Raw genomic sequence first — 21,551 nt, forward strand, 5'->3', positions numbered from 1 at the left:
CGCCTCCATCCTGGCCATGGCCGCCCACGTGGACGGGCGCTCGGCCAGCGTGGTGGACATGACGGGCCTGGCCCAGAAGGGCGGGGCGGTCTTCTCCCACGTGCGCATCGGTGAAACCGAGGAGACGCCGATCGGCGGCCGCGTGCCGGCCGCCAGCGCCCACGTGCTGATCGCCTGCGACATGATGGTGGCGGCCGGGGCGGACGCGCTGGCCCTCTACGCCAAGGACCGCACGGTGGCGGTGGGCGATGCGGACATCGCGCCCACCGCTGACTTCGTCACCGACCGAGACGTGCGCTACGACGCGGCCGCCTTCGCCCGCCGGGTGGCGGCCGCCGCCAAGAGCTTCGACGCCTGCCCCGCCCAGACCCTGGCCGAGACCAAGCTGGGCGACGCCATCTTCGGCAACATGATCATGTTGGGGTTCGCCTGGCAGAAGGGGGTGATCCCGGTCTCCAGCCGCGCCCTCTACCGGGCCATCCGGCTGAACGGGGTGGAAACGGAAGCCAACCTGCAGGCCTTCGAGATCGGCCGCATGGCCGCACATGATCCGACCAGCCGCGGCCAGCGCGAGGCCGACGTCCCGACGCCCGAGACCATGGCGCTCGACGAGCTGATCGCCCACCGCGCGGCCGAGCTCGAGGCCTACCAGGACAAAGCCTACGCCCGACGCTATCTGGACCGGATCGCCCGTGTTCGCGCCGCCGGCGACGACGACCTGACCCGGGCCGCCGCCCTCAGCCTCTACAAGCTGATGGCCTATAAGGACGAGTACGAGGTGGCGCGGCTCTACACCGACGGCCGCTTCGCCGCCTATCGCGGCGAGACGTTCCAGGGCGGCAAGAACAAGGTCTGGCTGTCGCCGCCGATGCTGGCGCCCAAGGACAAGGAAGGCCGGCCGCGGAAGCTGGCGTTCGGCGGCTGGATGCTCGGCGGCGCCTTCCCGGTCCTCTCAACGTTCAAGCGGCTGCGCGGCACGCCCCTCGATCCCTTCGGGTACACCGAGGAGCGGCGCACCGAGCGGGCCCTGATCGGCCGCTACGAGGCGAGCCTCGACCGCCTGCTCGAGGGGCTGTCGCCGGAACGCCGCGCCGCCGCCCTGAAGCTCGCCGCCCTGCCGCAGCAGATCCGCGGCTTCGGCCACATCAAGGCCGCCGCCATCGAAGCCGCCGCGGCCGAAGAGGCGAAACTGTGGGCCGAGTGGGAGCGGGTGCAAACAACTCCGCTCACCCCGGCGAAAGCCGGGGCCCAGACAGGGGCGCCGGTAGGCTGAGACTTGGCTTCATCCCGGCTTTCGCCGGGATGAGCGGGGGTGGGGCTCGACGCATGGCCGTGCTTGCCCCTAGGCTCGCCTGAACCACCGAAGGACGCCCATGGCCACGCCTACAGACGAGACCGCCGCCCCGCCGGCCCGCAGCGTCCTTCAGCGCTACTGGTTCGACGTGGTGCTGTGGAAGCGGATCTTCGGCGCGCTGGTGCTGGGCGCCATCGCCGGCGCGCTGCTGGGCGAGGCGGCCGAGTCCATCAAGTGGGTCGGGGACCTGTTCATTCGGCTGATCCGGATGGTGGTGGTGCCGCTGGTGTTCGTCTCGATCGTTGCGGGCGTCACCGGCATGGGCGACCCGCGCCGCCTCGGCTCCATCGGCGGTAAGACGTTGTTCCTCTACCTCTGCACCACGGTGGTGGCGGTGATCGTCGGCCAGTCGCTGGGCGCTCTGATCGGCGTCGGCCGCGGGGTGGTGTTCGAAGGCGTCAAGCCGCACGTGCTGGCCGAACCGCCGACCGTGGCCGAGCAGCTGATGGGCATAGTGCCGCTCAATCCTGTCGAGGCGCTGGCCAATGGCGACATCCTGGCGGTGATTTTCTTCGCGATCATGGTGGGCGTCGCGATCCTGGCCATCGGCGAGAAGGGCGATCCGCTGCGCAAGGTGTTCGACGCGGGCGTCGAGGTGATGCTGTTCATCGTCCGCGTGGTGATGGAGGTCGCCCCGTTCGGCGTCTTCGCGCTGATCGCCTGGGTGGCGGGGACGCAAGGCGTCAGCGTGTTCGTCCACGTCTTCTACCTGGCCGTCGCCCTGGTGCTCGGCTGCCTGCTCCAGGTGCTGGTGGTGCACGGCGGGCTGATCCGGCTCGTCGCGCGGCTGCCCGCCTGGCCCTTCTTCCGCGATATCTGGGACGCGGTGCTCGTGGCCTTCTCCACCTCCTCGTCGGCCGCGACCCTGCCGGTATCGATGCGGGTGGCGGAGAAGAACCTCGGGGTCTCCCACACGGTGGCCTCGACCGCGCTGCCGATCGGCACCACCGTCTCGATGGATGGCACCGCCCTCTACATCGGCCTTCTGACCATGTTCGCGGTCCAGGCGTTCGGCGTCGACCTGACCTTCACGCAGTACCTGCTGGCCGGCCTGACGACGGTGCTGGTCGCGGTGGGCACGGCGCCGATCCCATCGGCGTCGCTGTTCATGCTGGCGGCGGTGCTGAGCTCGATCGGGATCAGCGCCGAGCAGACTGCCCTCGTCGTGGGCTTCGTGCTGCCCTTCGACCGGCTGCTTGACATGACCCGGACCGTCGCGAACAACACCTCCGACCTCGCCGTCGCCGTGACCGTCGCCAAGTGGGAGGACGAGCTCGACCTGGAGGCCTACCGGGCTAGGCCCGTCGAGTAGGCAGCAGCCACGCCATCAGCCCGGCTGCGATGAGGGCGCCGGCGAGCTGGCCGGCCACGAAGCCCGGCGCGGAGGCCGGCGCGATGCCGGCGAAGGTGTCCGAGAGGCTCCGCGCCAGGGTGACCGCCGGATTGGCGAACGAGGTCGAGGCGGCGAACCAATAGGCGGCGGTGATGTAGAGCCCGACCGCCATGGGCGTGAACGCCGGCCGCAGCCGCACGCAGCCGAGTATCGTGACGATCAGCCCGAAGGTCGCCACGGCTTCCGAGAACACCTGGGACGGCCCGGCGCGCAGCTTGGCCGACATCTGCCACACCGGCTCGGCGAACATCGCGTGCGCCGCCCAGACGCCGGCGATCCCGCCGACCGCCTGGGCCAGGGCGTAGGCGGCCGCCAGCCCGGCGCCGATCTCCCTACGCAGGGCGAACACCAGGGTCACCGCCGGATTGAAGTGGGCGCCCGAGAGCGGACCGAAGACGACGATCAGGACGGTCAGCCCGGCGCCGGTGGCCAGCGTGTTGGCGAGCAGGGCGACGGCCTCGTTCCCCCCGGCCAGCCGCTCGCCCATGATGCCGGAGCCCACGACGACGGCGAGCAGCATCGCCGTGCCCAGCGCCTCGGCGACGAGCCGCCGGGACCGGCTGACGGGCTCGAGGGGCGGCTCGAGGCTGGCTTCGTCGCTCAAGGCTTCAGCAGGCTTTGCAGGCGCGGGCGGCCATCTCGGCCACGGGACCGCAGATCTCCGGATTTCCGCTGCAGCAGTCCTCCATGAGAAAGCCCAGGAGGTCGCGCATCCGGTCGTAGGCGGCGGTGTAGATGATCGAGCGGCCCTCGCGCCGGGAGCGGACCAGGCCCGCGCCCGAGAGGATGTTGAGGTTGGCCGACAGGGTGTTGGGCAGGGAGCCTGTGGCGCGCGCGACTTCACCGGCGGCCATGCCGGCGTCGCCCGCCCTCACGAGCAGGCGGTAGACCTCCAGCCGCCCCGGGTGGGCCAGGGCGGAGAGGGCGGAGACGGCGCTCGATGTTTCCATGGTTCCGGAACTTAGGATGCCAGGTGAGCGCCGCCAATCGCGCATTTCAGGCGGCGGCGCAGCCGCAGGACTTGGCAGGCGCAGGCTCGGCCGCCGGCGCGCCGCAGCAGGCCGAGGCGGCGGGAGCCGCATTCAGGTCGGGGCCGACGTCCTCGCCGTAGGTCGTGATCTCGCCGAAGGTGTGGAAGGTCTCCCACTTCAGGCCCGACGGGTCGGCGACCCAGGTCTTGTCGCTCCTGGCGTAGCAGCAGTTGGCGCCGGCCTCGTCGAAGGTCGTGGCGCCCGCCGCCTTTAGCCGCGCCGAAAGCTCGGCCAGCTCCTCGGACGTATCGGTCTGGACGCCGACGTGGTCGACACCGAACGAGACGCCGCCGCGCTGCGAGATGGCCAGGTTTACGCGCGGATCCTCGAGCATCCACTTGGCGTAGTCGGGCTTCAACACGCTCGGCGGGGCGCCGAACAGGGTCTCGTAGAAGCGGATCGACTGGCCGAGGTCCTCGACGGCGACGTGCAGGTGCAGGCGTTTCATGGGCAGCTCCTTTCGTGTTGAATATCGAATATTCCAGAAGCATCGAATTATCAAGCACGAAAATGCGGGGGGCAAATCCATAAGGAAGCCGGCCCGGCGCACTAGACGCCGGACCGGCAGTGGGGATCGATCGAGGCGGCAGGACCGGGCGGCGGCGGCCCGGATTCTGGCCCGCCGATCAGCAGGGTCGACGCCATCAGCCCCGCCGCCACGAGGGCGGCGATCGCCTGTCCTCCCGGAGAGAGCCGGGCCGGAACCTTACGGCTCCGGCCCGGCCTGGGCTGACGCTCGGGGAGGAGGCTGGCGTCAAGCCGCACGGCTGAGCACGCGGCCTTCGCCGGGAACGTCCGGCTTGGCGGCGGCGCGTTCGGCCAGCAGGGCGCGCTCCAGGCTGATCTCACCGGCCCGGCGGGCAGCCTCGATCAGGGTGATGTCGATCAGGTCGCGCTGGGCGTTGCTGCCGCCGAACCGCCAGGCCCGGTTTCGCACCTCGCGCAGCTTCTCGACGCACACGCGCCAGTCGCCCTGGCCGTAGGCCTGGATGCCCTGGATCAGCGGCAGGCCGACGACGCGGGCCGCCTCGGCGTTGTCGCCCGGGCCGTCCATCGCCACCTTCTGCGCCGCCAGAACCGCCTCGAGGCTGTCACGCCGGCCGGTGCCGACGAAGGCCATGGCGGCGTGGGCGTCGTCGAAGGCCGACCCGCCAAAGGCGGCCTTGGCCTCGTAGACGTCGGCGATCTTGGTCCAGCGGGCGCCCACGTCGCCGCCGGCCAGGTTGAGCCGCCAGAGCATGGCCGAGGCGTCGACCATGTCCATCAGCACCTGCGACGGCTCGCCGTAGATCGGCCCGTCCCAGAGGTTCAGCACCTCCTGGACGTCGCCGAGACCCAGGTGGAAGAGGCCCAGGTGCCACCAGTTGTGGACCTGGAAGAAGCTCTCCTCGGTCCAGCTCGGGATGTCCTCGCGCATGAAGGCGATCCCGTCGGCGCGGCGGTCCTGCATCTCCAGCACGTGGGCGACAGCGTGCCGGGCCCAGCCGTTGCGCGGCTTCAGCTCCACAGCCTTGCGGCCCATCGCCTCCGCCCGGGCGTAGTAGCCGGCCTCCTCCAGGCCGAACGCGGCGAAGCCGAGCACGGCGTGGTAGTCGGGCTGGCTCTCCGACCAGAAGGGCAGGGCCCGGGCGATCCGGTCGCGCATCATCCGCGCGTCGCCGGTGAAGTAGTCGCACAGCTGGCCGAAGTGCAGCGCCAGCGCATCGCGCGGATGGGCGATGGCCACGTCCTCCAGGATGCGGCTGGCGCTCTGGATCTCGCCGCTGACCAGGGCTGCGAGGGCCGCCACATGGCCCCGTTCGCGGTCGTCGCCTTCGAGGGCCATCGCGGTCTGAAAGGCTGAGAAGCCTTCGACCTGAGCCTCCGGCGGCGCGCCGACGAGGTTCATCCAGGCCTTCAGCACATGGGCCATGGTGAAGCCCGGGCTGTCGGCGATGGCCCGCTCGATCAGCTCCGGCGCCGGGCCGGCGTAGCAGTGGAAGCAGTCCACCGCCGCGTTGTAGGCGTCGACGGCCGCGGCGCTGGCGCCCGAAACGATCAACCCGGAAATGTCTCTCCGATGCATGGTTTATCTCCTCTGTTGGGGCGCAGAGGGGTACGTCCTTGTCGGATCAGCCTCTAGTGATCGCGCGGTCTCTTTTCCGCCGTTTCCGATTCCGCTGTTCTCTGAGATACTTGCGGCTCATCCATCGATCGGAACGGGGCCGATGCCGACTGACGTCGCGACGAAAACTGTACCGCCGGTGCAGTCCGAGCCGCGCTCCAAAGGCGAGCGCACGCGCGAGCGCCTGCTGGACCTGACCTACGAGGCGGTGATCCGGAAGGGCTTCGCCGCCACCTCGATCGAGGAGCTGGTGGAGGCGGCCGGCATCACCAAGTCCGGCTTCTTCTACCACTTCAAGGACAAGAACGACCTCGCCCGGCAGCTGTTCGAGCGCTACGCGGCCAACAACCGCGGCTATCTTGACGACCTCACGGAGCGCGCCCGGGCGCTCAGCGACGACCCGCTGCACAGCTTCCTGATCTTCCTGAAGCTGTATGCCGACGACATGCGGGACCACCTGACCAACATGCCGGGCTGCTTCATCGCGGCGGTCACCAGCCAGAACCAGTCGTTCGACCGCGACGTCGTCCGCATGAACGCCGAAGGCATTCTGGCCTGGCGCGGGCGGTTCCAGGCCTGGCTGGAGGAGATCGCCAAGGCTTACCCGCCGAAGCGCGAGGTGGACCTGACGGCGATGGCCGACGCGGTGCTGACCCTCTCCTCCGGCGGCGTGACCTTCGCCAAGGCTCTGCAAGACAGCGACTGCGTCGCCCGCCAGCTCCTGCTCTACAGGGAATCGGTGCGGCTGATCTTCGCCCGCTAGGCGCAGGGCGGAAGCTGGTCTAAGCCGCAATCCGATGAGCGAATATGATTTCGACGCCCTGGTGGTTGGGGCCGGGGCGGTCGGCCTGGCGTGCGGCTTTGCGCTGAGCCAGAGGGGCCTCACCGTCGTGGTGCTGGAGCAGGACGCGGCCATCGGCCAAGGCGTCTCCTCGCGCAATTCCGAGGTGATCCACGGGGGCCTCTACTACGCGACCGGCTCGCTGAAGGCGCGGTTGTGCGTCGCCGGCCGGCGACGGCTTTACGCCTTCCTGGAGAGCCACAATGTCGCCTTTGACCGCTGCGGAAAGCTGGTGGTGGCGACCAACGCCGACGAGGGCGAGCGGGTCGCGGCGGTGCTGGAGCAGGCCAGGACCAATGACGTGGAGGGGATGGTCGAGCTGACCCGCGCCGAGGCGCTGGCCCTGGAGCCGGAGCTCCGCTGCGAGATGGCGCTGCTCTCTCCCGAGAGCGGCGTGTTCGACAGCCACGGCTATATGCTGGCCCTGCAGGGTGAGATCGAGGCGGCCGGCGGGGCGGTGGTGCTCTCCACCCCGTTCGAGGCGGCCACACCGCTGGAGGGCGGCGGATTCTCGGTGCGCGCCGGGGGGGCGGAGCCGGCGACGCTGAGCGTCCGCTACCTGGTGACCGCGCCGGGCTTGGCCGCGCAGGGCGTCGCCGCCCGGATCGAAGGCTTCCCGGCGCAGACGATCCCGCCGCGTCACCTGGGCAAAGGCCGATACTTCCGCCTGCAGGGCAAGGCGCCGTTCGCACGGCTGATCTACCCGCCGCCGATCCCAGGCGCCCTGGGCACCCACTACCGCCGCGACCTCGGCGGCCAGGCGGTGTTCGGGCCTGACCTCGTCTATGTCGAAGAAGAGAACTACTTGGTCGAGCCGGACGCGGCGGAGGGCTTCTACAGCTATATCCGCAAGTTCTGGCCCAACCTGCCGGATGGCGCGCTGGCGCCCGACTATGCCGGCATCCGCCCCAAAATCCACGGCCCCGGCGAGCCCCAGCCCGACTTCCGCATCGACGGCGCGGACGTGCACGGGATCGCCGGCCTGGCCGCCCTGTTCGGCATCGAGAGCCCGGGCCTGACCTCGTCGCTGGCGATCGGCGAGGAGGCGGCGGCGCGACTGGGGCTTTGAAGACCTCTCCCCCCCGCTGCGCCGGGGAGAGGTCTATCGGCCCGTGAACCTCGGCTTGCGCTTCTCGCGGAACGCCAGGATGCCCTCGCGGTAGTCGTCCGAGCGGCTGGTCAGCAGGTACTGGTCGCGGTCCATGTAGATGGAGGACCAGGCGGTGGCGCCCGCGATGGCGTTGATCGCCTCCTTGGTCATGCGCACCGACACCGGCGGCAGGGCGACGACGCGCTCCGCCCACGCGCGGGCGGCGGCGAGCGCCCCGCCGTCCTCCACCACCTCGTCGGCCAGGCCCTGGTCGAGGCAGGCCGGCCCGTCCAAGGCCTCGCCGAACATCACGAACCGCTTGGCCTTGGCTGGCCCCATCAGCGAGACGATGCGGGGCAGCACCCGCCAGCTCATGTTCATGCCCAGCGGCACCTCCGGCAGGCGCAGGCTGGCCGAGCGGGCCATCACCCGGAAGTCGCAGCTGACCGCCAGCGCCGCGGCCCCGCCGATGCAGAAGCCCTCGATGGCGGCGATGGTCACCGCCTCGATCTCGTCCCAGGCCTTGCACATGTCTGGCCCGCCCATCACCAGCCGCCGGGCTTCCAGCAGGCCGTCGGCGTCGAGCCGCTTCGTGCGCTCGCGCAGGTCCGCCCCGGCCGAGAAGAAGCTGTCGGTCCCGGTGAGGATCACCGCGTGCACGTCGGTGCGCAGCCGCAGCATCCGGGCGACCTCAGTCAGCTCCTCGATCAGCTCGACGCTGAGCGCGTTTCGGGCCTCGGGCCGGGCGAGGGCCACCTCCGCCACGGCGTTGCGCCGGCTCACCCGGATCAGCCGCCACTCGTGTTCGAAGGGGTCGGGACCCGCCATTTCGCCGCTCCTTGTACTCGCGGCCCACACTAGCGCGGCAAGCGGTGCGGATACCAAGCGATCCGAGCGGCGTTCTCGCAAGCATGGCTGACGACCAAGGACAGGGTCCGTCGATGTATGACCCGCGCCTGGCGGCGCAGATCATCGACAACGCGCTGGATTACGCGATCTGCACCCTCGATCTTGAAGGCCGGGTCACCAGCTGGAGCCCGGGGGCGGAGCGCATCCTAGGCTTCAGCGCGGCCGACGCCGTGGGGATGGATATCGCCACGATCTTCACCCCGCCAGACGCCGCGGCCGGGGCGCACCGGATGGAGATGGAGAAGGCGCTCCGAGAAGGCCGCGCCGAGGACAGCCGCTGGCACGTGCGCAAGAACGGCGAGCGCTTCTGGGGCAATGGCGTCACCATGCGCCTGGAGGCTGCGGAGGTGACCGGTCTGGTCAAGATCATGCGAGACGAGACCGCGACACGGCTTGCCGAAGAGCAGCGTGTTCTGCTGCTTCACGAACTGAACCACCGGATCAAGAATACGCTCGTGACGGTCCAGTCGATCGCCGAACAGACGCTGCGGGCGTCAGGCCTGAATTCGGCCATCCGGGAGGACTTCACCCAGCGGCTGATCGCCCTTTCCAAGGCGCACGACGTCCTCGTCGAGCAGAATTGGGCGGGCGCCGACCTGCACGCGATCGTGCACCGCGCGCTGGCCGCGCACCTCCACACCGAAAGCAGCGCGTTTTACATCGACGGGCCGCCGGTCCGCCTCAGTCCGCATCAGGCGGTGGCCATGTCGCTGGTTCTGCATGAGCTCGCCACTAACGCGGTGAAGCATGGCGCATTAAGTCGCTCCGAGGGCCGGGTGAGGCTGACCTGGAGCTTCGCGCTCGACTCTCAGGGCGGGCGGCACCTCACTGTACTTTGGGAGGAGTCCGGGGGGCCGCCGGTGGCGCCGCCGACCCGCCGCGGGTTCGGCTCGCGCCTGATCGCCCGCAGCTTCGGAGCGGAAAGCGGCGGCCGGGCCGACGTCGAGTATCGGCCGGAGGGCGTCCGCTGCGTCCTGCAGGTTCCCCTCTCCCAGGCGGGCGAGCTGCCGATGCTGAAGCTGCCCCTGCCGGAGCCGAACTAGCGCCGGCTCAGCGACGCGGAACCAGCTTCAGCACCCGGCCCTTGGCGTTGTCGGTGGCGACGTAGACGGCCCCGTCAGGCCCGACGACCACGTCGCGGATCCGCTCGTTCAGCTCGGTGAGCAGCCGCTCCTCGCCGATCACCCGGTCGCCCTTCAGCGTGAGCCGGGCCACGTGCTTGGCGCCCAGCGCGCCCACCAGCAGGCTGCCCTTCCAGGCCGGGAACAGGTCGGACTGGTAGAAGGCCATGCCGGAAGGGGCGATCACCGGGTCCCAGTAGTAGATCGGCTGCTCCATGCCCGCCTTCTGCGAGAGGCCCTGGCCGATCTTCGGCCCGCTGTACTCGACGCCGTAGGCGATGGTCGGCCAGCCGTAGTCCTTGCCGGCCGCGATGATGTTGATCTCGTCGCCGCCCTTGGGCCCGTGCTCGACCTCCCACAGCTTGCCGGTCTGCGGGTGAAGGGCGGCCGCCTGCACGTTACGCACGCCGCTGGCGTAGATCTCGGGCCGCGCGCCCCGGCGGCCGACGAAGGGATTGTCCTTGGGGATCGAGCCGTCGGCGCCTACCCGCACGATCTTGCCCAGCGCGCTGTCCAGCTGCTGCGACTGCATCCGGCCCGGCAGGATCGACCGCTCGCCCAGGGTCACGAACAGCGTCCCGTCGCGGGCGAACACCAGCCGCCCGCCGTAGTGCATCGTCGAGTCCAGCTGCGGAACCTGGCGATAGATCACCTGGACGTTCTCGACCTTGGGCGGGGCGCCGTCCGCCAGCCGCCCGCGGGCCACGGCGGTGTTGGTCAGGCCGTTCTCGTGACGCTCCGCGTAGGCCCAGTAGATCAGGCCGTTGCTCGCGAAGTTCGGGTCGAGGGCCAGGCCCAGCAGGCCGCCCTGCCCGCGGGCGTCCACGGCCGGAAGACCCGCCACGGGCTGGGAAAGCTGGCCGTTCGCCGCCACGATGCGCAGCCGGCCGGGCTTCTCGGTGACCAGCAGGCGGCCGTCGGGCAGGAAGGCGAGGCCCCAGGGCTTTTCCAGCCCCTCGGCGACGGTCACCACCTCATAGGCGACATTCGCCTTCATCTCCGGGGCGCGGGTCTGGCCGGCGAAGGCGGGCTTGAGGAAGTCGGCGTTGGCCGGCCGGGTCTCCAGCGGGCCGCCAGTCTGGGCGGCCTTGGCCGCCGTCGGCGTCTGGGCTTCTCCGGGTCCGCAGGCGGCGGCGAGGCCGGCGGCTAGGCCGGCCAGGATCAGGCGACGCATCAAGATCTCCATCACTCGTCCCTCACATATCGGCCCGCCGGCTCAGACGGTTCCGCAGCAGGCCTCCAGCGCCTCGGCCGGGCTTGCCCCCTCCAGGTGGATCAGCGACCAGACGGCGTAGAACAAGAGCGGCCAGCGCTCGGTCCCCCCTTCGAAGGCGGCCTTCACTTCATCCTCGCTCCGCAGGGCCCGCACCGCCTTCACGCCGGCGATGCGGCCGGCGATGTCGCGGGCCCGCGGGGCGATCCAGGCGTCCACGGGCACGGTGAAGCCCTGCTTGCGCGCCCAGGGCTCGGCGGCTGGGCAGGCCCTCTCCAGCCACTTGCGCAGCAGCCATTTGCCGTAGCGCCCGCGCACCTTGAACCGATCGGGCAGGGGCCCGGCGAAGGCGGCCACCTGCAGGTCCAGGAACGGCGTGCGGCCCTCCAGCCCGTGGGCCATCAGGCAGCGGTCGAGCTTGAGCAGCAGGTCGTTCGGCAGCCAGGTAGCGATGTCGGCGTGCTGCGCAGCCTGCAGCCGGGTGACCCCCGCGGGCGGCGCAGCCTCGCCCCGCCAGCGCGCCAGCACCTCCGGGCGCGCCTCGCGCGGCTCGGCGGGGCGCCCGCCCAGCCACCCGGGCCTAAGCGCGCGGCGATAGCGGCCGTAGCCGCCGAACAGCTCGTCGCCGCCTTCGCCGGTCAGCACCACGGTCAGCGTGCCCTTGGCCGCCTCGGCGAGCTTGTAGGTGGGCAGGGTGGCGTAGTCGGCGGTGGGATCGTCCAGCGCCCAGGCGACCTTGGGCAATATCCGCCAGAAGTCCTCTTCGCCGAACCGCGTCTCGCGCCAGTCGAGGTTCAGCGCCCGGGCCACCTTCTCGGCCTGGGCCCGCTCGTCCCGCGCGCCGGGCGCGTCGAAGCCGCAGGTGAAGGCGGTGACCGGCCGCTGGTTCAGCCGCGCCATCAGCGTCGCCACCGCCGCCGAGTCGATGCCGCCGGACAGGAACAGGCCGTAGGGAACGTCGGACCGCTGGTGGACCTTCACCGAGTCCTCCAGCACTGCGTCGAGGGCCTTCACCAGCTGGGCCTCGTCGTCGGATGGGGCGGGAGACCAGGCCGGCAGGTCCCGACGCTCGCGCGTTTCAAGCCCCGCCGAGGTGACCTCGACGACCGCGCCCGGCGGCAGGCGCCTCACGCCGGACAGCAGGGTCTTCTCGCCGAGCACGTAGTTGAGGCCGACCAGCTCCTCGGCCGCCTCGAGGTCCGCCAGGGGCTCGATCCAGCCGGCCGCGACGAAGGCGCGGGGCTCCGAGGCGAAGGCCAGGGCGCCGTCCTTCTCCATCAGGTAGAGCGGCTTGATGCCGAACGGATCGCGCACCAGCCAGGTGCGGCCGTCGTTTCCCACCAGGCAGAAGGCGTACATGCCGCGCAGCCGCGTGAAGGCGGCCGGGCCTTCCTTCGCGTAAAGGTGCAGCAGCGGCTCGAAGTCCGAGCCGGTGGAAAGCTCGCCCTCCAGGCCGAACGCCTGGGTTAGCTCCAGGTAGTTGTAGATCTCGCCGTTGCCGATGACCGTGGAGCCGGCGGCCGACAGCGGCTGCCAGCCGCACTCCAGGTCGATGATCGACAGGCGCGCGTGGGCCAGGACCCCGCCCGCCACATGCTCCCATCGCACGCCGTCCGGCCCGCGGTGGACGAGCGCCTCAATCATCGGCCGGACCGGCCCCTCGGCGCCGAGGACGCCGGCGATGCCGCACATCAGGGTCCGCCCAGGTCGGCGAACAGGTCCCGCCACTGGGCTGTCACGGCGGCCTCGGAGAACTCGGCCGCCACCCGCTCGTGGCCGTTCTGGATCAGTCGGATCTTGAGCAGCGGATCGTCCAGCAGTCGGCGTACGGCGGCGGTCAGCGCCTCGGCGTCGTCCACCGGGACCAGCAGGCCGTCCTCGCCGTCGCGGATCAGCGCGGCCGGGCCCTGGCTGGCGGCGGCCACCACGGGCAGGCCGTGGGCCCAGCTCTGGATGACCACATTGCCCAGCGGCTCGTGGCGCGAGGGAAATACGCAGACGTCGGCGGCCCGGTAGAGGCCTGCCGGATCGGACCGCCAGCCGAGGAACCGCACCCGGTCGGCGACGCCGAGCACCGCGGCCATGGCCTTCAGCTTGGCCCCCTGCGGGCCGGCGCCGGCGATCCAGAGATAGGCGCCGGGCAGGGCGACCAGCGCATTCAGCGAGACGTCGTGGGCCTTGTTCTCGTGCAGCCGGCCCATGGCGAGCAACAGCGGCGCGTTCTCAGGGGTGTTCAGCGCCGCGCGGTCGGCGGGCGGGCCCTCCGGCGGCTCGGCGGCGAAGTTGGGGATGACCCGCACCTTCCCAGCCGGCCAGCCCTGGCCGACGATCCAGTCGGCGATGTCGTCGGTGTTGGCGACCAGCAGGTCGAAGCCCTTGTAGTATTTGAGCTTGTAGTAGCCGCCGAGCCGGCCGACCCGTTTCCACGGCCCGGCGGGCGTGTGGCGGGCGGCGCGGTTCATCCAGGCCACGGCGATCTTGACGCGTTTGGCCTTGGCGAACTTGGCGGCCTTGCCCTTGGTCGAGAGGTCGAAGGGCCCCCCGAAGCCCAGCGCCGTGGCCGGCACGCCGGCCTGCGCCAGCGCCGCCTGACGTCCCGGGTGCTTGCGCAGAGCGGCCGCCTGCGGAACGCCGTCGCGCGCCAGGGCCCTCACCAGATCCACGAAATAGGTCTCGGCCCCGCCGTCGCCGGCCGTTCCCAACAGGTGAAGCACGCTCATGAAGGGGGGAAACTAGCTGGGGTTTGCGGCGCGCGCGAGGCGCTTGATGCGCGGGGGCGAAATCCCTATACACGCCCCTCGCCTGGATGGCCCCGTGGCTGGGTAGCTCAGATGGTTAGAGCGGTGGATTCATAACCCACAGGTCGGCGGTTCGATCCCGCCCCCAGCTACCACGTTCCCCCGATCGGAACGTTCCCTTTCCGGCTTCAGGGAAGTCGCAGGTTCCGCCCTAAGCCGGCCACCGATCAACCGGCCGCGCCCACAGGCTGGCGAGCCGCCATCTCCCGGGCTCTGCGGTATTCGCGGGCCGCCTCCTCCGCCGCGGGCTCGACATCGCGCGGCAGCAGCACGCCGGCCGCCACCGCCGCCGAGGCCGCGTGCTTGAACTTGGCGAGGTAGCCGGCCTCGTCGCCATAGAGGGCTTTCAGCGTGGCGGCGTCGAAGGGCCTGCTGGAGCCGCGCAGGCGGCCGGCGAAGTCGTCGGAGACGGGCGTCGAGCTGTTCATGGCGACCGGGGCGTCGGCCTGGGGCAGGCGGGCGCCGCCGGTGGCGATCCCGTGCCGGTCGCGGACCACGTTGCCGTCGCTGGTGAAGTCGATCAGGGGCTGGCTGGGCGGGGCGGCGCCGCCGTTCACCCAGCGGTTCAGGTGATGCAGCGCGGCGTCGTAGAAGGGCTGCAGGTAGATCCGGTTCATCTGTTCGGATGGCGGCGGCGGCGCCACGCCGAAGTCGCGCTGGTACTTGGCGTTGCGGATCAGCTGGGCCTGGTAGGAGACGTGGGTGAGCGCCGCCGCTTCCCAGGTGCGGAAGCGGTCGGTGTCGGGCTGGCGCACGCTCTGGCAGGCGATCGCCTCGAGCTCGGTGTTGACGATCATCACCGGCACGTCGAGATCGTCGCGGATCAGGTTCTGGCCGCGCGGCAGGGGACGGGCGTTTGCGCCGGCCGGATTGACCGGACGGTCGCTGTCCTCGATCGGCGTGCCGCTGCCGAAGTAGATCTGCAGCATGTAGCCGTCGAAGGCGTGGCCGCCCTGCTCGGGCGGCAGCGGATGGACGGCGTTGATGTAGGTCGACAGCCGCCCGGCCGATTGCGAGGCGCCCAGGCCGATGACCTTGCGCACCTCCAGACCGCCCAGGGGGTCGACCGCGCGGTCGCGGTCAGGCCCCACGGCGCGGGCGACCTGGGAGAAGATGTCGTACGAGGCGTCGTCAGTGGGGATGCTGAGATCGCCGTAGCGTTCGCCGTCCCAGGCCACGAGGCCCTGGGGATTCTCCTCGAAGCCGTGAACACCCACCCGCTGAACGCTGGCGCAGACGTAGGCGTAGCCGCCCTCCAGCACCTCGGGACTTTCGCCGAGGAAGAGCTCATAGCCGGCCGTGACGTTGTTCCAGCACACCACCACGGTGCCGTTGAACTTCGCGGGGTCGGCGGGGCGATAGACCAGGAAGCGGGTCTTGAAGGGGACCTTGCCCTTCGGCTGGACGCGCCACTTCCCGTCGCGGCCGAGTTCCGCGGCTGGCGCCGGGCCATAGGTCGCAGCCTCGCCTGTCAGGAAGTACTCCGCCTCGACGTAGCCCTTCTGCGCCAGGTCGATAAGCGGGCGGTTGAAGGGCCAGCCGTGCTTCCCTCCTGTGACGGGTCCTTCGATCATGTCTCGCTCCCTCGCGGGGCAGCCTGTCGCCGGCTGCATCCTCGTTCCCGCAACCTAGCCGCAATGGCCGCCGGCCTGAAGCTGCGATCGCCTGTTGCCCGCCCTTCAGACCAGCCGCAACGTGGGGCCGATGAACCGCAGGCCCAGCCGTTCGACCACGCGCCGCGAGGAGAGGTTCTCCCGCGAGCAGCCGTAGAAGAGCCTTCGCGTGGAGAGCTCCGGATGCCGGGTCCAGGCGGCGGTGACGGCCGCGCCGAGGCCGCGGCCGCGGAACTGCGGAAAGGTGACGAGGCCCAGCGCCGCGCCCTTCGGGCCCAGCCGCGCGGCGAAGGCGATCGCGGCGGCCTCGCCCTCGATCTGCGCCAGGCACCAGGGCGCCCAGAATTCGTCGACATCGCCGAAGCCGTTCGCCGCCAGCTGCGGCGGCATGCCCTCGGCCTGGAAACGGGCCATCAGGGCCTCGCCCGCCGGCGCGCCCGAGTAGACGAACTCGGCCTCTGCGGCGGGCGCCAAGCCGTGCGGAAGCTCGAAGGAGAGGCCGAACTGCGGCTCTGCCCCGTCCAGCAGTTCGCGATACCGCGGCAGGAAGCAGGGTTGGGCCTCCGGTGCGGCGAGCGGGGGCTCATCGGCGACCAAGCGCTCGATTTCGCGAGCGGCGCCCGGATCCACGTCGTCGCGCAGGCGCAGCAGGTTTCCATCGGCGCTGCCGGCCAGGAACATCCGCGGCGCGGGGGCAGGCGTCGGCTCGTTCTCGGCGGTGATCCGGCCGTCGGGGCGGGTGAGGAAGGTCGCCTCGGCGTCGAGGGCGATCAAAGCGAGGCCGTTCAACCCAAGAGGCCTGTCTCGGCGGTCGCGGGCTCGGCCACCGCAGCAGGAGCGCCGGCCGGCTCCAGCACCTTGCCGGGATTGAGGATGTTCTTCGGGTCGAACATCGCTTTCAGCCGGGCCATCAGGGCGATCTCCTCGGGGCTGCGGGAGCAGGCCAGGTAGTCGCGCTTCTGCAGGCCGATGCCGTGCTCGGCGCTGATAGAGCCGCCGATCTTCTGCAGGTGGCCGTAGACTAAGTCCTCGACCGGCCTGCGCGCCGCCCGGTCGCCGACGCCCACGATGATGTGCAGGTTGCCGTCGCCGAGGTGGCCGAACACCACCGTCGAAGCGGCCGGCCAGCGGGCCAACAGGGCCGACTTCAGTTCGGCGAGGTAGGCCTCCATGTCCGAGATCTTCAGCGATACGTCGAAGGTGAACACCGGGCCGTTGCGGGCGACCTGGGCGACATCGTCGCGGAGGGCCCAGATGCGGTCGCGCTCGGCCTTGGATTTGGCGACCACCGCGTCGGCCACGAGGCCGGCCTCGAGCGCCGTCTCAAGGGCCCGCTCCATCCGCTCGGAGTCGCCGGCCTGATCGGCGCCGAGGGTTTCGACCAGGACGTAGAACGGCGCGCCGTGCGGCAGGACCGGGCGGCCCTTGGCCGGCTCGGTGGTGACCAGCTCGTAGAACTCGCGCCACATCACCTCGAAGGCCGACAGCGTGCCCGACAGCTCGCGCTCGAACAGGCGCAGCAGCTTGGGCAGATTCTCGAAACTCTCCACGGCCAGGAAGGCGGCGTCCTGGCTGGTGGGCTGGGGCCGCAGCCGAAGGACCGCGCGGGTGACGACGCCGAGGCAGCCCTCGGAGCCGATGAACAGCTGCTTGAGGTCGAAGCCGGTGTTGTTCTTGATCAACGGGTTGAGCGCCGAGACGACCGTGCCGTCGGCCAGCACCCCCTCCAGGCCCAGCACCATGTCGCGGGTCATGCCATAGCGCAGCACCCGGTTGCCGCCGGCGTTGGTGGATACCACGCCGCCGATGGTGGCCGAGCCCCGCGCCCCAAGGTCCAGCGGCAGGAAGAGGCCCTGCGCCTCGGCCGCCTCGCAGGCGGTCTGCAGGATGCAGCCGGCCTGCACGGTCATGGTCGACCCCTGGCGGTCGATCTCCTCGATGCGGTTCATGCGGTCGGTGAGCAGCGCGACCGCGCCGGTGGCGAAGGCGCCGTCCACCAGGCCGGTGCGCCCGCCCCACGGGGTCACCGGAACGCCCGCCGCATGGCAGGCCCTGAGCACGGCTGCGACCTCTTCGGTCGATCTCGGCCGCGCGACGGCGATGGGTTGGCCTAGGCGCGTCCAGACGCTCTTGGCCGCCTGCACGGCGTCGTCGCCGGTCAGGAGGCCGCCGGGCCCCAGACTGTCGGAGAGCTTGGCGAGCAGCTTGTCCATTGGTCCCCTCCCTGTCGGGGTTGGGACCATCTTAGCCTTGTCGGCGGCTGTGCGGAGGGGAGAAACGCGGGGCTCAGGCCGCCGCGGCCGGGTTCTCGCCGAGCGCGGCCTGAAGCGCCTGCAGCAGGTTGTCCGGCTTCATCGGCTTCTCGACGACGCCGTTCATCCCCGCCTTGAGGTAACCCGCGGCGTCCTCCGGGTCGGCGTTGGCGGTCAGGGCGATGATCGGCACCCGGCCCAGCCGTCCAGGCAGGGCGCGGATCGCCTTGGAGGCGGCCACCCCGTCCATGCGCGGCATCTTGATGTCCATCAGGATCAGGTCGAAGCGGCCGGTGCGGGCCGCCTCCACCGCTTCCAGGCCGTCCTCGGCCGTCTCGGCGGTGCAGTCGAACATCTCGCACAGGGTCTCGGCGACCATGCGGTTGGTCGCGTTGTCGTCGACGATCAGGATATGGGCGGCGCGGGAGGCGGGCGCCTCTTCGGGAATCTCCGGCTGGGCTACCGCGGCGGCGGCCTTCAGCTCGAACATCACCGTCTCGCCGGCCCCGGCGTTCGGCTCCACCTCGATCTTGCCGCCGAGCGACTTGACGATGCGATGGCCGAGGGCCACGCCCAGGGCGGTCTCCAGGCCGAAGCGGGCCTCGATCTCGCGGATGTCGTACTTGTCCTGGATGCTGGAGCGGTCGCCGCTGTCGCGGACCCGGCCTTCCAGCCGCAGGCCCTCGCCGTCGGTCTCGGCCTTCAGGCTGGCCTCGATGCCGCCGCGCCGGGTGCCGGCCACCGCCTGGGCGATGAAGCCGTCGAACACCTGCATCAGCCGGCTGGCGTCCAGCAGAGCCATGGCCTCGGGATGGCCGTGGTAGGAGACGGAAAGGGTGACGCCGTTCTCGGCCGCGCGGGTCTCCCAGCGCTGCTGCACCTGGTCCATCACCTCGCGCAGCAGGGTCGGCTCAGGCGAGAAGGGCAGGTCCTGGTTCGTCGCCGCTTTCAGCTCGATGCTGCTCTCCAGAACCCGACGCACCGTCTCGGCCGCCTCGGTGATGCCGGCGACGCAGGTCTGGGCGTCGCCGCCGAGGGGCTGGCGGGTAAGTCTCTGGGCGAGCGCAAGGACGCCGTCCATCTGCAGACGGACCTCGTCGGTAATACGCTCGATGAAGAACTCGGGCAGGGACATGGACCGCCAGGCTTTTTGTCTTTGAGCACAATGACTCCCGAGCGCTTGCAGAGACGTTAAATTCAACCGCGCCCCGACGCCGCTGACGAAAAATCCAGAAAAGCCGGCGCGGTCCGAAGCTTGCGCAGGCGCGGCGCGCGCGCATATGGGGGCCGATGAGCAACACCGAGCCCCCCTGCGAGGCGATCGTCCTCTTCTCGGGCGGCCAGGATTCCAGCGTCTGCCTGGCCTGGGCGCTGGAGCGCTATGAGCGGGTCGAGACGGTCGGGTTCGACTATGGCCAGCGCCATTCCGTGGAGATGCAGGCGCGCACCGTCGTGCGCCGCGCCGTGGCCGAGCGCTTTCCGCAGTGGGCCGGCCGGCTGGGCGCCGACCACATCCTGGAGATCCGCGGCTTCGGGGCGATCGCCGACACGGCGATGACCGCCGAGCGGGCCTTCGAGCTGACCGACAAGGGCCTGCCGTCCACCTACGTGCCGGGCCGCAACCTGGTGTTCCTGACCTACGCGGCGGCGCTGGCCGACCGGCGGAGCGCCAAGGCGCTGGTCGGCGGCATGTGCGAAACCGACTACTCGGGCTATCCCGATTGCCGGCGCGAGGCGCTCGACGCCCTGGAGCGGGCGCTCAACCTCGGCATGGCCCAGGACTTCCGGATCGAGACCCCGCTGATGCGGCTGACGAAAGCCGAGACCTGGGCGCTGGCCAAGGGGCTGGGCGGAGAGGCGCTGGTGAGCCTGATCCTGGAGGAGAGCCACACCTGCTACCGCGGCGAGCGCGGGGCGCGGCACGCCTGGGGCTACGGCTGCGGAAACTGCCCCGCCTGTGAGCTGCGTACGAAGGGCTGGGAGGGCTGGGTCCAGGCGGGCCGCCCGGCGCTCGCCCCATGAGCTACGCGGTCAAGGAGATCTTCCTCACCTTGCAGGGCGAGGGCGGCCAGGCCGGCCGGCCGGCGGTGTTCTGCCGTTTCGCCGGCTGCAACCTGTGGTCCGGGCGCGAGCAGGACCGGGCGAGCGCGGTCTGCAATTTCTGCGATACGGACTTCGTCGGCATGGACGGGCCCGGCGGCGGACGGTTCGCGAGCGCCGACGAGCTCGCGGCGGCCGTCGAGGCGGCGTGGACGGGTGGCGAGGTCGGCCGGCTGGTGGTCTGCACCGGAGGCGAGCCCCTGCTGCAGCTCGATCCGCCGCTGATCGCCGCGCTGCACGCCCGCGGCTTCGAGATCGCCGTGGAGACCAACGGCACCCTGGCCGCGCCAGCCGGCATCGATTGGATCTGCGTCAGCCCCAAGGCCGACGCGCCGCTGGCCCAGACCCGCGGCCAGGAGCTGAAGCTGGTGTTTCCCCAGCCGCGCGTCGACCCGGCCAGGTTCGAGGGGCTGGAATTCGAACGCTTCTTCCTGCAGCCCATGGACGGGCCGGACCGGGCGGCGAACACCCAAGCGGCGATCGCCTATTGCCTCGCCCACCCACGCTGGCGTTTAAGCGTCCAGACCCACAAATACCTGGGCATTCCCTAGAGGCGGCCCGCGCCGCCCGCCGCACCTTCAGACTAGATGACCTCACCCATCTTCGAGATCACCAAGGCCGCCACCTTCGACGCGGCCCACTACCTGCCCGACGGCTCGCTCGAGCGCGGCTACACGCGCATGCACGGCCACTCGTTCAGCGTCGAGGCGTCCGTGCGGGGGGAGGCGACCGGGCCGGTCGGCTGGGTCGCCGACCTCGCCGACCTCGACCAGGCGTTGCGCGCCGTCGCCGGCGAACTTGACCACGGCGTGCTGAACGAGAAGGAGGGGCTGGCGAGCCCGACGCTGGAGAACCTCTGCCGCTACTTCGCTGAACGGCTGCAGCCCAGGTTCCCTGGCCTGTCGCGCATCGTCGTCTCACGCCCGACCATCGGCGAGCGCTGCGCGATGGAAGTCGGCTAGTACTCGCCGCCGCGCTCTTCCGGCGGCTGTTCCTTGCGGTCGGGGATCGCCGCGCCGACGACCTTGCCTGCGCCCGTGGCGGTGAGCCCCACGCCCTTGGCCGCGACGCCGACCGTGGCGCCCGCGACGCCTACCGCAGCACCGGCGGTCGCGCCGACCACAGTCGAGATGCAGCCGGACAGGGCCAGCCCTGCGGCGGCGAGGACGAGGATACGCACGAATGTCACCGGAGAACTCCTGGACGCCCCGGCGGAAAGGGACGCCGTAAACCGCGCCGAATGATGGCGCTGGGCTAGATTTCCTGAGTCGGAGCCCTTCGCGCCACGGCGTCGCTCTTGCGGCGCTTCGGGCCGCGGTACTCCGGGTCCTGCCGGCGGCGGCGGTCGGGGCCGAAGTAGCTGTCGGTGCGCACGAACGGGCGGGGCTGCTCGATCACCCGCTGCAGCCTTTCGATCACCCCTCGGGCGGTCAGCGGCTTGGACAGGAACTCGTTCACCCCGGCGTCGCGCGCCTCGGCGACCTTGGCGAGGGTGAAGTGGCCGGTGACCATGATCACCGGGGCCATCTGGTTGGGGCTGTCGGGGGCGTTGCGCAGCCGGCGGACGAACTCGATGCCGTCCATCGGCTGCATCGACAGGTCGGTGAAGATGATGTCGATCTGGTGCTCGCGCAGCTGCTGCAGACCGGTGGAGCCGTCGGCCGCTTCGAAGACATGATGCACGTCCAGCGAACGCAGGATCTCGGTCACCAGCACCCGGGCGTGCTGATTG

The 21,551-nt window shown here is 70.7% G+C and carries 22 protein-coding genes and 1 tRNA gene; 9 read left to right on the forward strand and 14 right to left on the reverse strand.

Annotated features, from left to right (window positions below; genetic code table 11):
- Both VHK87_RS16530 and VHK87_RS16535 read left to right on the forward strand, forming a co-directional pair.
- Nucleotides 1-1,273 (forward strand): DUF6537 domain-containing protein (locus tag VHK87_RS16530; protein WP_329635987.1); only part of this gene is annotated, 1,273 nt, incomplete at its 5' end.
- Between the two features lie 100 nt (nt 1,274-1,373).
- Nucleotides 1,374-2,666 (forward strand): dicarboxylate/amino acid:cation symporter, encoded by a 1,293-nt coding sequence (locus tag VHK87_RS16535; RefSeq protein ID WP_329635988.1) that lies wholly within the window; start codon nt 1,374-1,376, stop codon nt 2,664-2,666.
- Here the strand turns inward: VHK87_RS16535 and VHK87_RS16540 are convergent.
- The 4 genes from VHK87_RS16540 to VHK87_RS16555 all read right to left on the reverse strand — a co-directional run bounded on the left by VHK87_RS16540 (nt 2,650) and on the right by VHK87_RS16555 (nt 5,843).
- The gene (locus tag VHK87_RS16540; protein ID WP_329635989.1) at nt 2,650-3,351 is read right to left on the reverse strand and encodes an MIP/aquaporin family protein; all 702 of its coding nucleotides are present in this window, start codon (nt 3,349-3,351) and stop codon (nt 2,650-2,652) included. The two genes, VHK87_RS16535 and VHK87_RS16540, sit on opposite strands and share 17 nt — an antisense overlap.
- A 4-nt stretch (nt 3,352-3,355) precedes the next feature.
- Nucleotides 3,356-3,697: a metalloregulator ArsR/SmtB family transcription factor gene (locus tag VHK87_RS16545; RefSeq protein ID WP_329635990.1), complete on the reverse strand. Its 342-nt coding sequence runs from the start codon at nt 3,695-3,697 to the stop codon at nt 3,356-3,358.
- 46 nt (nt 3,698-3,743) lie between these two features.
- Nucleotides 3,744-4,226, reverse strand: coding sequence for an ArsI/CadI family heavy metal resistance metalloenzyme (locus VHK87_RS16550; protein WP_329635991.1), 483 nt, complete (start codon nt 4,224-4,226; stop codon nt 3,744-3,746).
- Between the two features lie 306 nt (nt 4,227-4,532).
- Entirely contained in the window at nt 4,533-5,843 is a 1,311-nt protein-coding gene (locus VHK87_RS16555) for a tetratricopeptide repeat protein (RefSeq protein ID WP_329635992.1), read from the reverse strand.
- Between the two features lie 142 nt (nt 5,844-5,985).
- Here VHK87_RS16555 and VHK87_RS16560 point away from each other — a divergent pair, with 142 nt between their 5' ends.
- Complete coding sequence (locus VHK87_RS16560; RefSeq protein WP_329635993.1) at nt 5,986-6,645, forward strand: TetR/AcrR family transcriptional regulator; 660 nt, start codon at nt 5,986-5,988, stop codon at nt 6,643-6,645.
- Between the two features lie 34 nt (nt 6,646-6,679).
- On the forward strand, nt 6,680-7,792 hold the full coding sequence (locus VHK87_RS16565; protein WP_329635994.1) for an NAD(P)/FAD-dependent oxidoreductase: 1,113 nt from the start codon (nt 6,680-6,682) through the stop codon (nt 7,790-7,792).
- Between the two features lie 33 nt (nt 7,793-7,825).
- Here VHK87_RS16565 and VHK87_RS16570 read toward each other — a convergent pair whose 3' ends face one another.
- The gene (locus VHK87_RS16570; RefSeq protein ID WP_329635995.1) at nt 7,826-8,641 is read right to left on the reverse strand and encodes an enoyl-CoA hydratase/isomerase family protein; all 816 of its coding nucleotides are present in this window, start codon (nt 8,639-8,641) and stop codon (nt 7,826-7,828) included.
- A 113-nt stretch (nt 8,642-8,754) separates the two neighbouring features.
- Between VHK87_RS16570 and VHK87_RS16575 the strand changes: the two genes are divergently transcribed.
- Nucleotides 8,755-9,765 (forward strand): sensor histidine kinase, encoded by a 1,011-nt coding sequence (locus VHK87_RS16575; RefSeq protein WP_329635996.1) that lies wholly within the window; start codon nt 8,755-8,757, stop codon nt 9,763-9,765.
- A 7-nt stretch (nt 9,766-9,772) separates the two neighbouring features.
- On the opposite strand, the gene VHK87_RS16580 is transcribed toward VHK87_RS16575, so the two are convergent.
- Genes VHK87_RS16580 through VHK87_RS16590 form a run of 3 tightly spaced genes read right to left on the reverse strand, consistent with a single transcriptional unit; the run spans nt 9,773 to nt 13,776 of the window.
- On the reverse strand, nt 9,773-11,017 hold the full coding sequence (locus VHK87_RS16580) for a PQQ-dependent sugar dehydrogenase (protein WP_329635997.1): 1,245 nt from the start codon (nt 11,015-11,017) through the stop codon (nt 9,773-9,775).
- A gap of 42 nt (nt 11,018-11,059) precedes the next feature.
- Nucleotides 11,060-12,748, reverse strand: a complete 1,689-nt coding sequence (gene asnB, locus VHK87_RS16585) for an asparagine synthase (glutamine-hydrolyzing) (protein ID WP_329635998.1) — start codon at nt 12,746-12,748, stop codon at nt 11,060-11,062.
- Nucleotides 12,748-13,776, reverse strand: coding sequence for a glycosyltransferase (locus VHK87_RS16590; protein ID WP_329635999.1), 1,029 nt, complete (start codon nt 13,774-13,776; stop codon nt 12,748-12,750). The genes asnB and VHK87_RS16590 overlap by 1 nt, the downstream gene beginning before the upstream one ends.
- Nucleotides 13,777-13,872: 96 nt before the next feature.
- On the opposite strand from VHK87_RS16590, the gene VHK87_RS16595 reads away from it, so the two are divergent.
- Nucleotides 13,873-13,949 (forward strand) — tRNA-Met (locus VHK87_RS16595).
- Between the two features lie 72 nt (nt 13,950-14,021).
- Here the strand turns inward: VHK87_RS16595 and VHK87_RS16600 are convergent.
- The 4 genes from VHK87_RS16600 to VHK87_RS16615 all read right to left on the reverse strand — a co-directional run bounded on the left by VHK87_RS16600 (nt 14,022) and on the right by VHK87_RS16615 (nt 18,854).
- On the reverse strand, nt 14,022-15,428 hold the full coding sequence (locus tag VHK87_RS16600; RefSeq protein WP_329636000.1) for an alpha/beta hydrolase domain-containing protein: 1,407 nt from the start codon (nt 15,426-15,428) through the stop codon (nt 14,022-14,024).
- A gap of 105 nt (nt 15,429-15,533) precedes the next feature.
- A complete protein-coding gene (locus tag VHK87_RS16605; protein WP_329636001.1) occupies nt 15,534-16,256 on the reverse strand; it encodes a GNAT family N-acetyltransferase in 723 nt (240 codons plus the stop codon).
- On the reverse strand, nt 16,253-17,680 hold the full coding sequence (locus VHK87_RS16610; protein WP_329636002.1) for an FAD-binding oxidoreductase: 1,428 nt from the start codon (nt 17,678-17,680) through the stop codon (nt 16,253-16,255). The genes VHK87_RS16605 and VHK87_RS16610 overlap by 4 nt, the downstream gene beginning before the upstream one ends.
- Nucleotides 17,681-17,753: 73 nt before the next feature.
- Nucleotides 17,754-18,854 carry a response regulator gene (locus VHK87_RS16615; protein ID WP_329636003.1) on the reverse strand — a complete coding sequence of 367 codons (1,101 nt, stop codon included), beginning with the start codon at nt 18,852-18,854 and terminating at the stop codon, nt 17,754-17,756.
- A 155-nt stretch (nt 18,855-19,009) separates the two neighbouring features.
- Between VHK87_RS16615 and queC the strand changes: the two genes are divergently transcribed.
- The 3 genes from queC to VHK87_RS16630 are packed head-to-tail and all read left to right on the forward strand — an operon-like array spanning nt 19,010 to nt 20,781.
- Nucleotides 19,010-19,741 carry a 7-cyano-7-deazaguanine synthase QueC gene (gene queC, locus VHK87_RS16620; RefSeq protein ID WP_329636004.1) on the forward strand — a complete coding sequence of 244 codons (732 nt, stop codon included), beginning with the start codon at nt 19,010-19,012 and terminating at the stop codon, nt 19,739-19,741.
- A complete protein-coding gene (gene queE, locus VHK87_RS16625) occupies nt 19,738-20,370 on the forward strand; it encodes a 7-carboxy-7-deazaguanine synthase (protein ID WP_329636005.1) in 633 nt (210 codons plus the stop codon). Before queC ends, queE begins: the two co-directional genes overlap by 4 nt.
- A gap of 36 nt (nt 20,371-20,406) precedes the next feature.
- Nucleotides 20,407-20,781: a 6-carboxytetrahydropterin synthase gene (locus tag VHK87_RS16630; RefSeq protein ID WP_329636006.1), complete on the forward strand. Its 375-nt coding sequence runs from the start codon at nt 20,407-20,409 to the stop codon at nt 20,779-20,781.
- Here the strand turns inward: VHK87_RS16630 and VHK87_RS16635 are convergent.
- The gene (locus VHK87_RS16635; protein WP_329636007.1) at nt 20,778-21,008 is read right to left on the reverse strand and encodes a hypothetical protein; all 231 of its coding nucleotides are present in this window, start codon (nt 21,006-21,008) and stop codon (nt 20,778-20,780) included. The two genes, VHK87_RS16630 and VHK87_RS16635, sit on opposite strands and share 4 nt — an antisense overlap.
- Nucleotides 21,009-21,073: 65 nt before the next feature.
- Nucleotides 21,074-21,551: response regulator (locus VHK87_RS16640; protein WP_329636008.1), on the reverse strand; the 478-nt coding region annotated here is incomplete at its 5' end.

This window comes from Phenylobacterium sp. (assembly GCF_036263695.1).
In the GTDB taxonomy this organism is placed as follows: Bacteria; Pseudomonadota; Alphaproteobacteria; order Caulobacterales; family Caulobacteraceae; genus Phenylobacterium.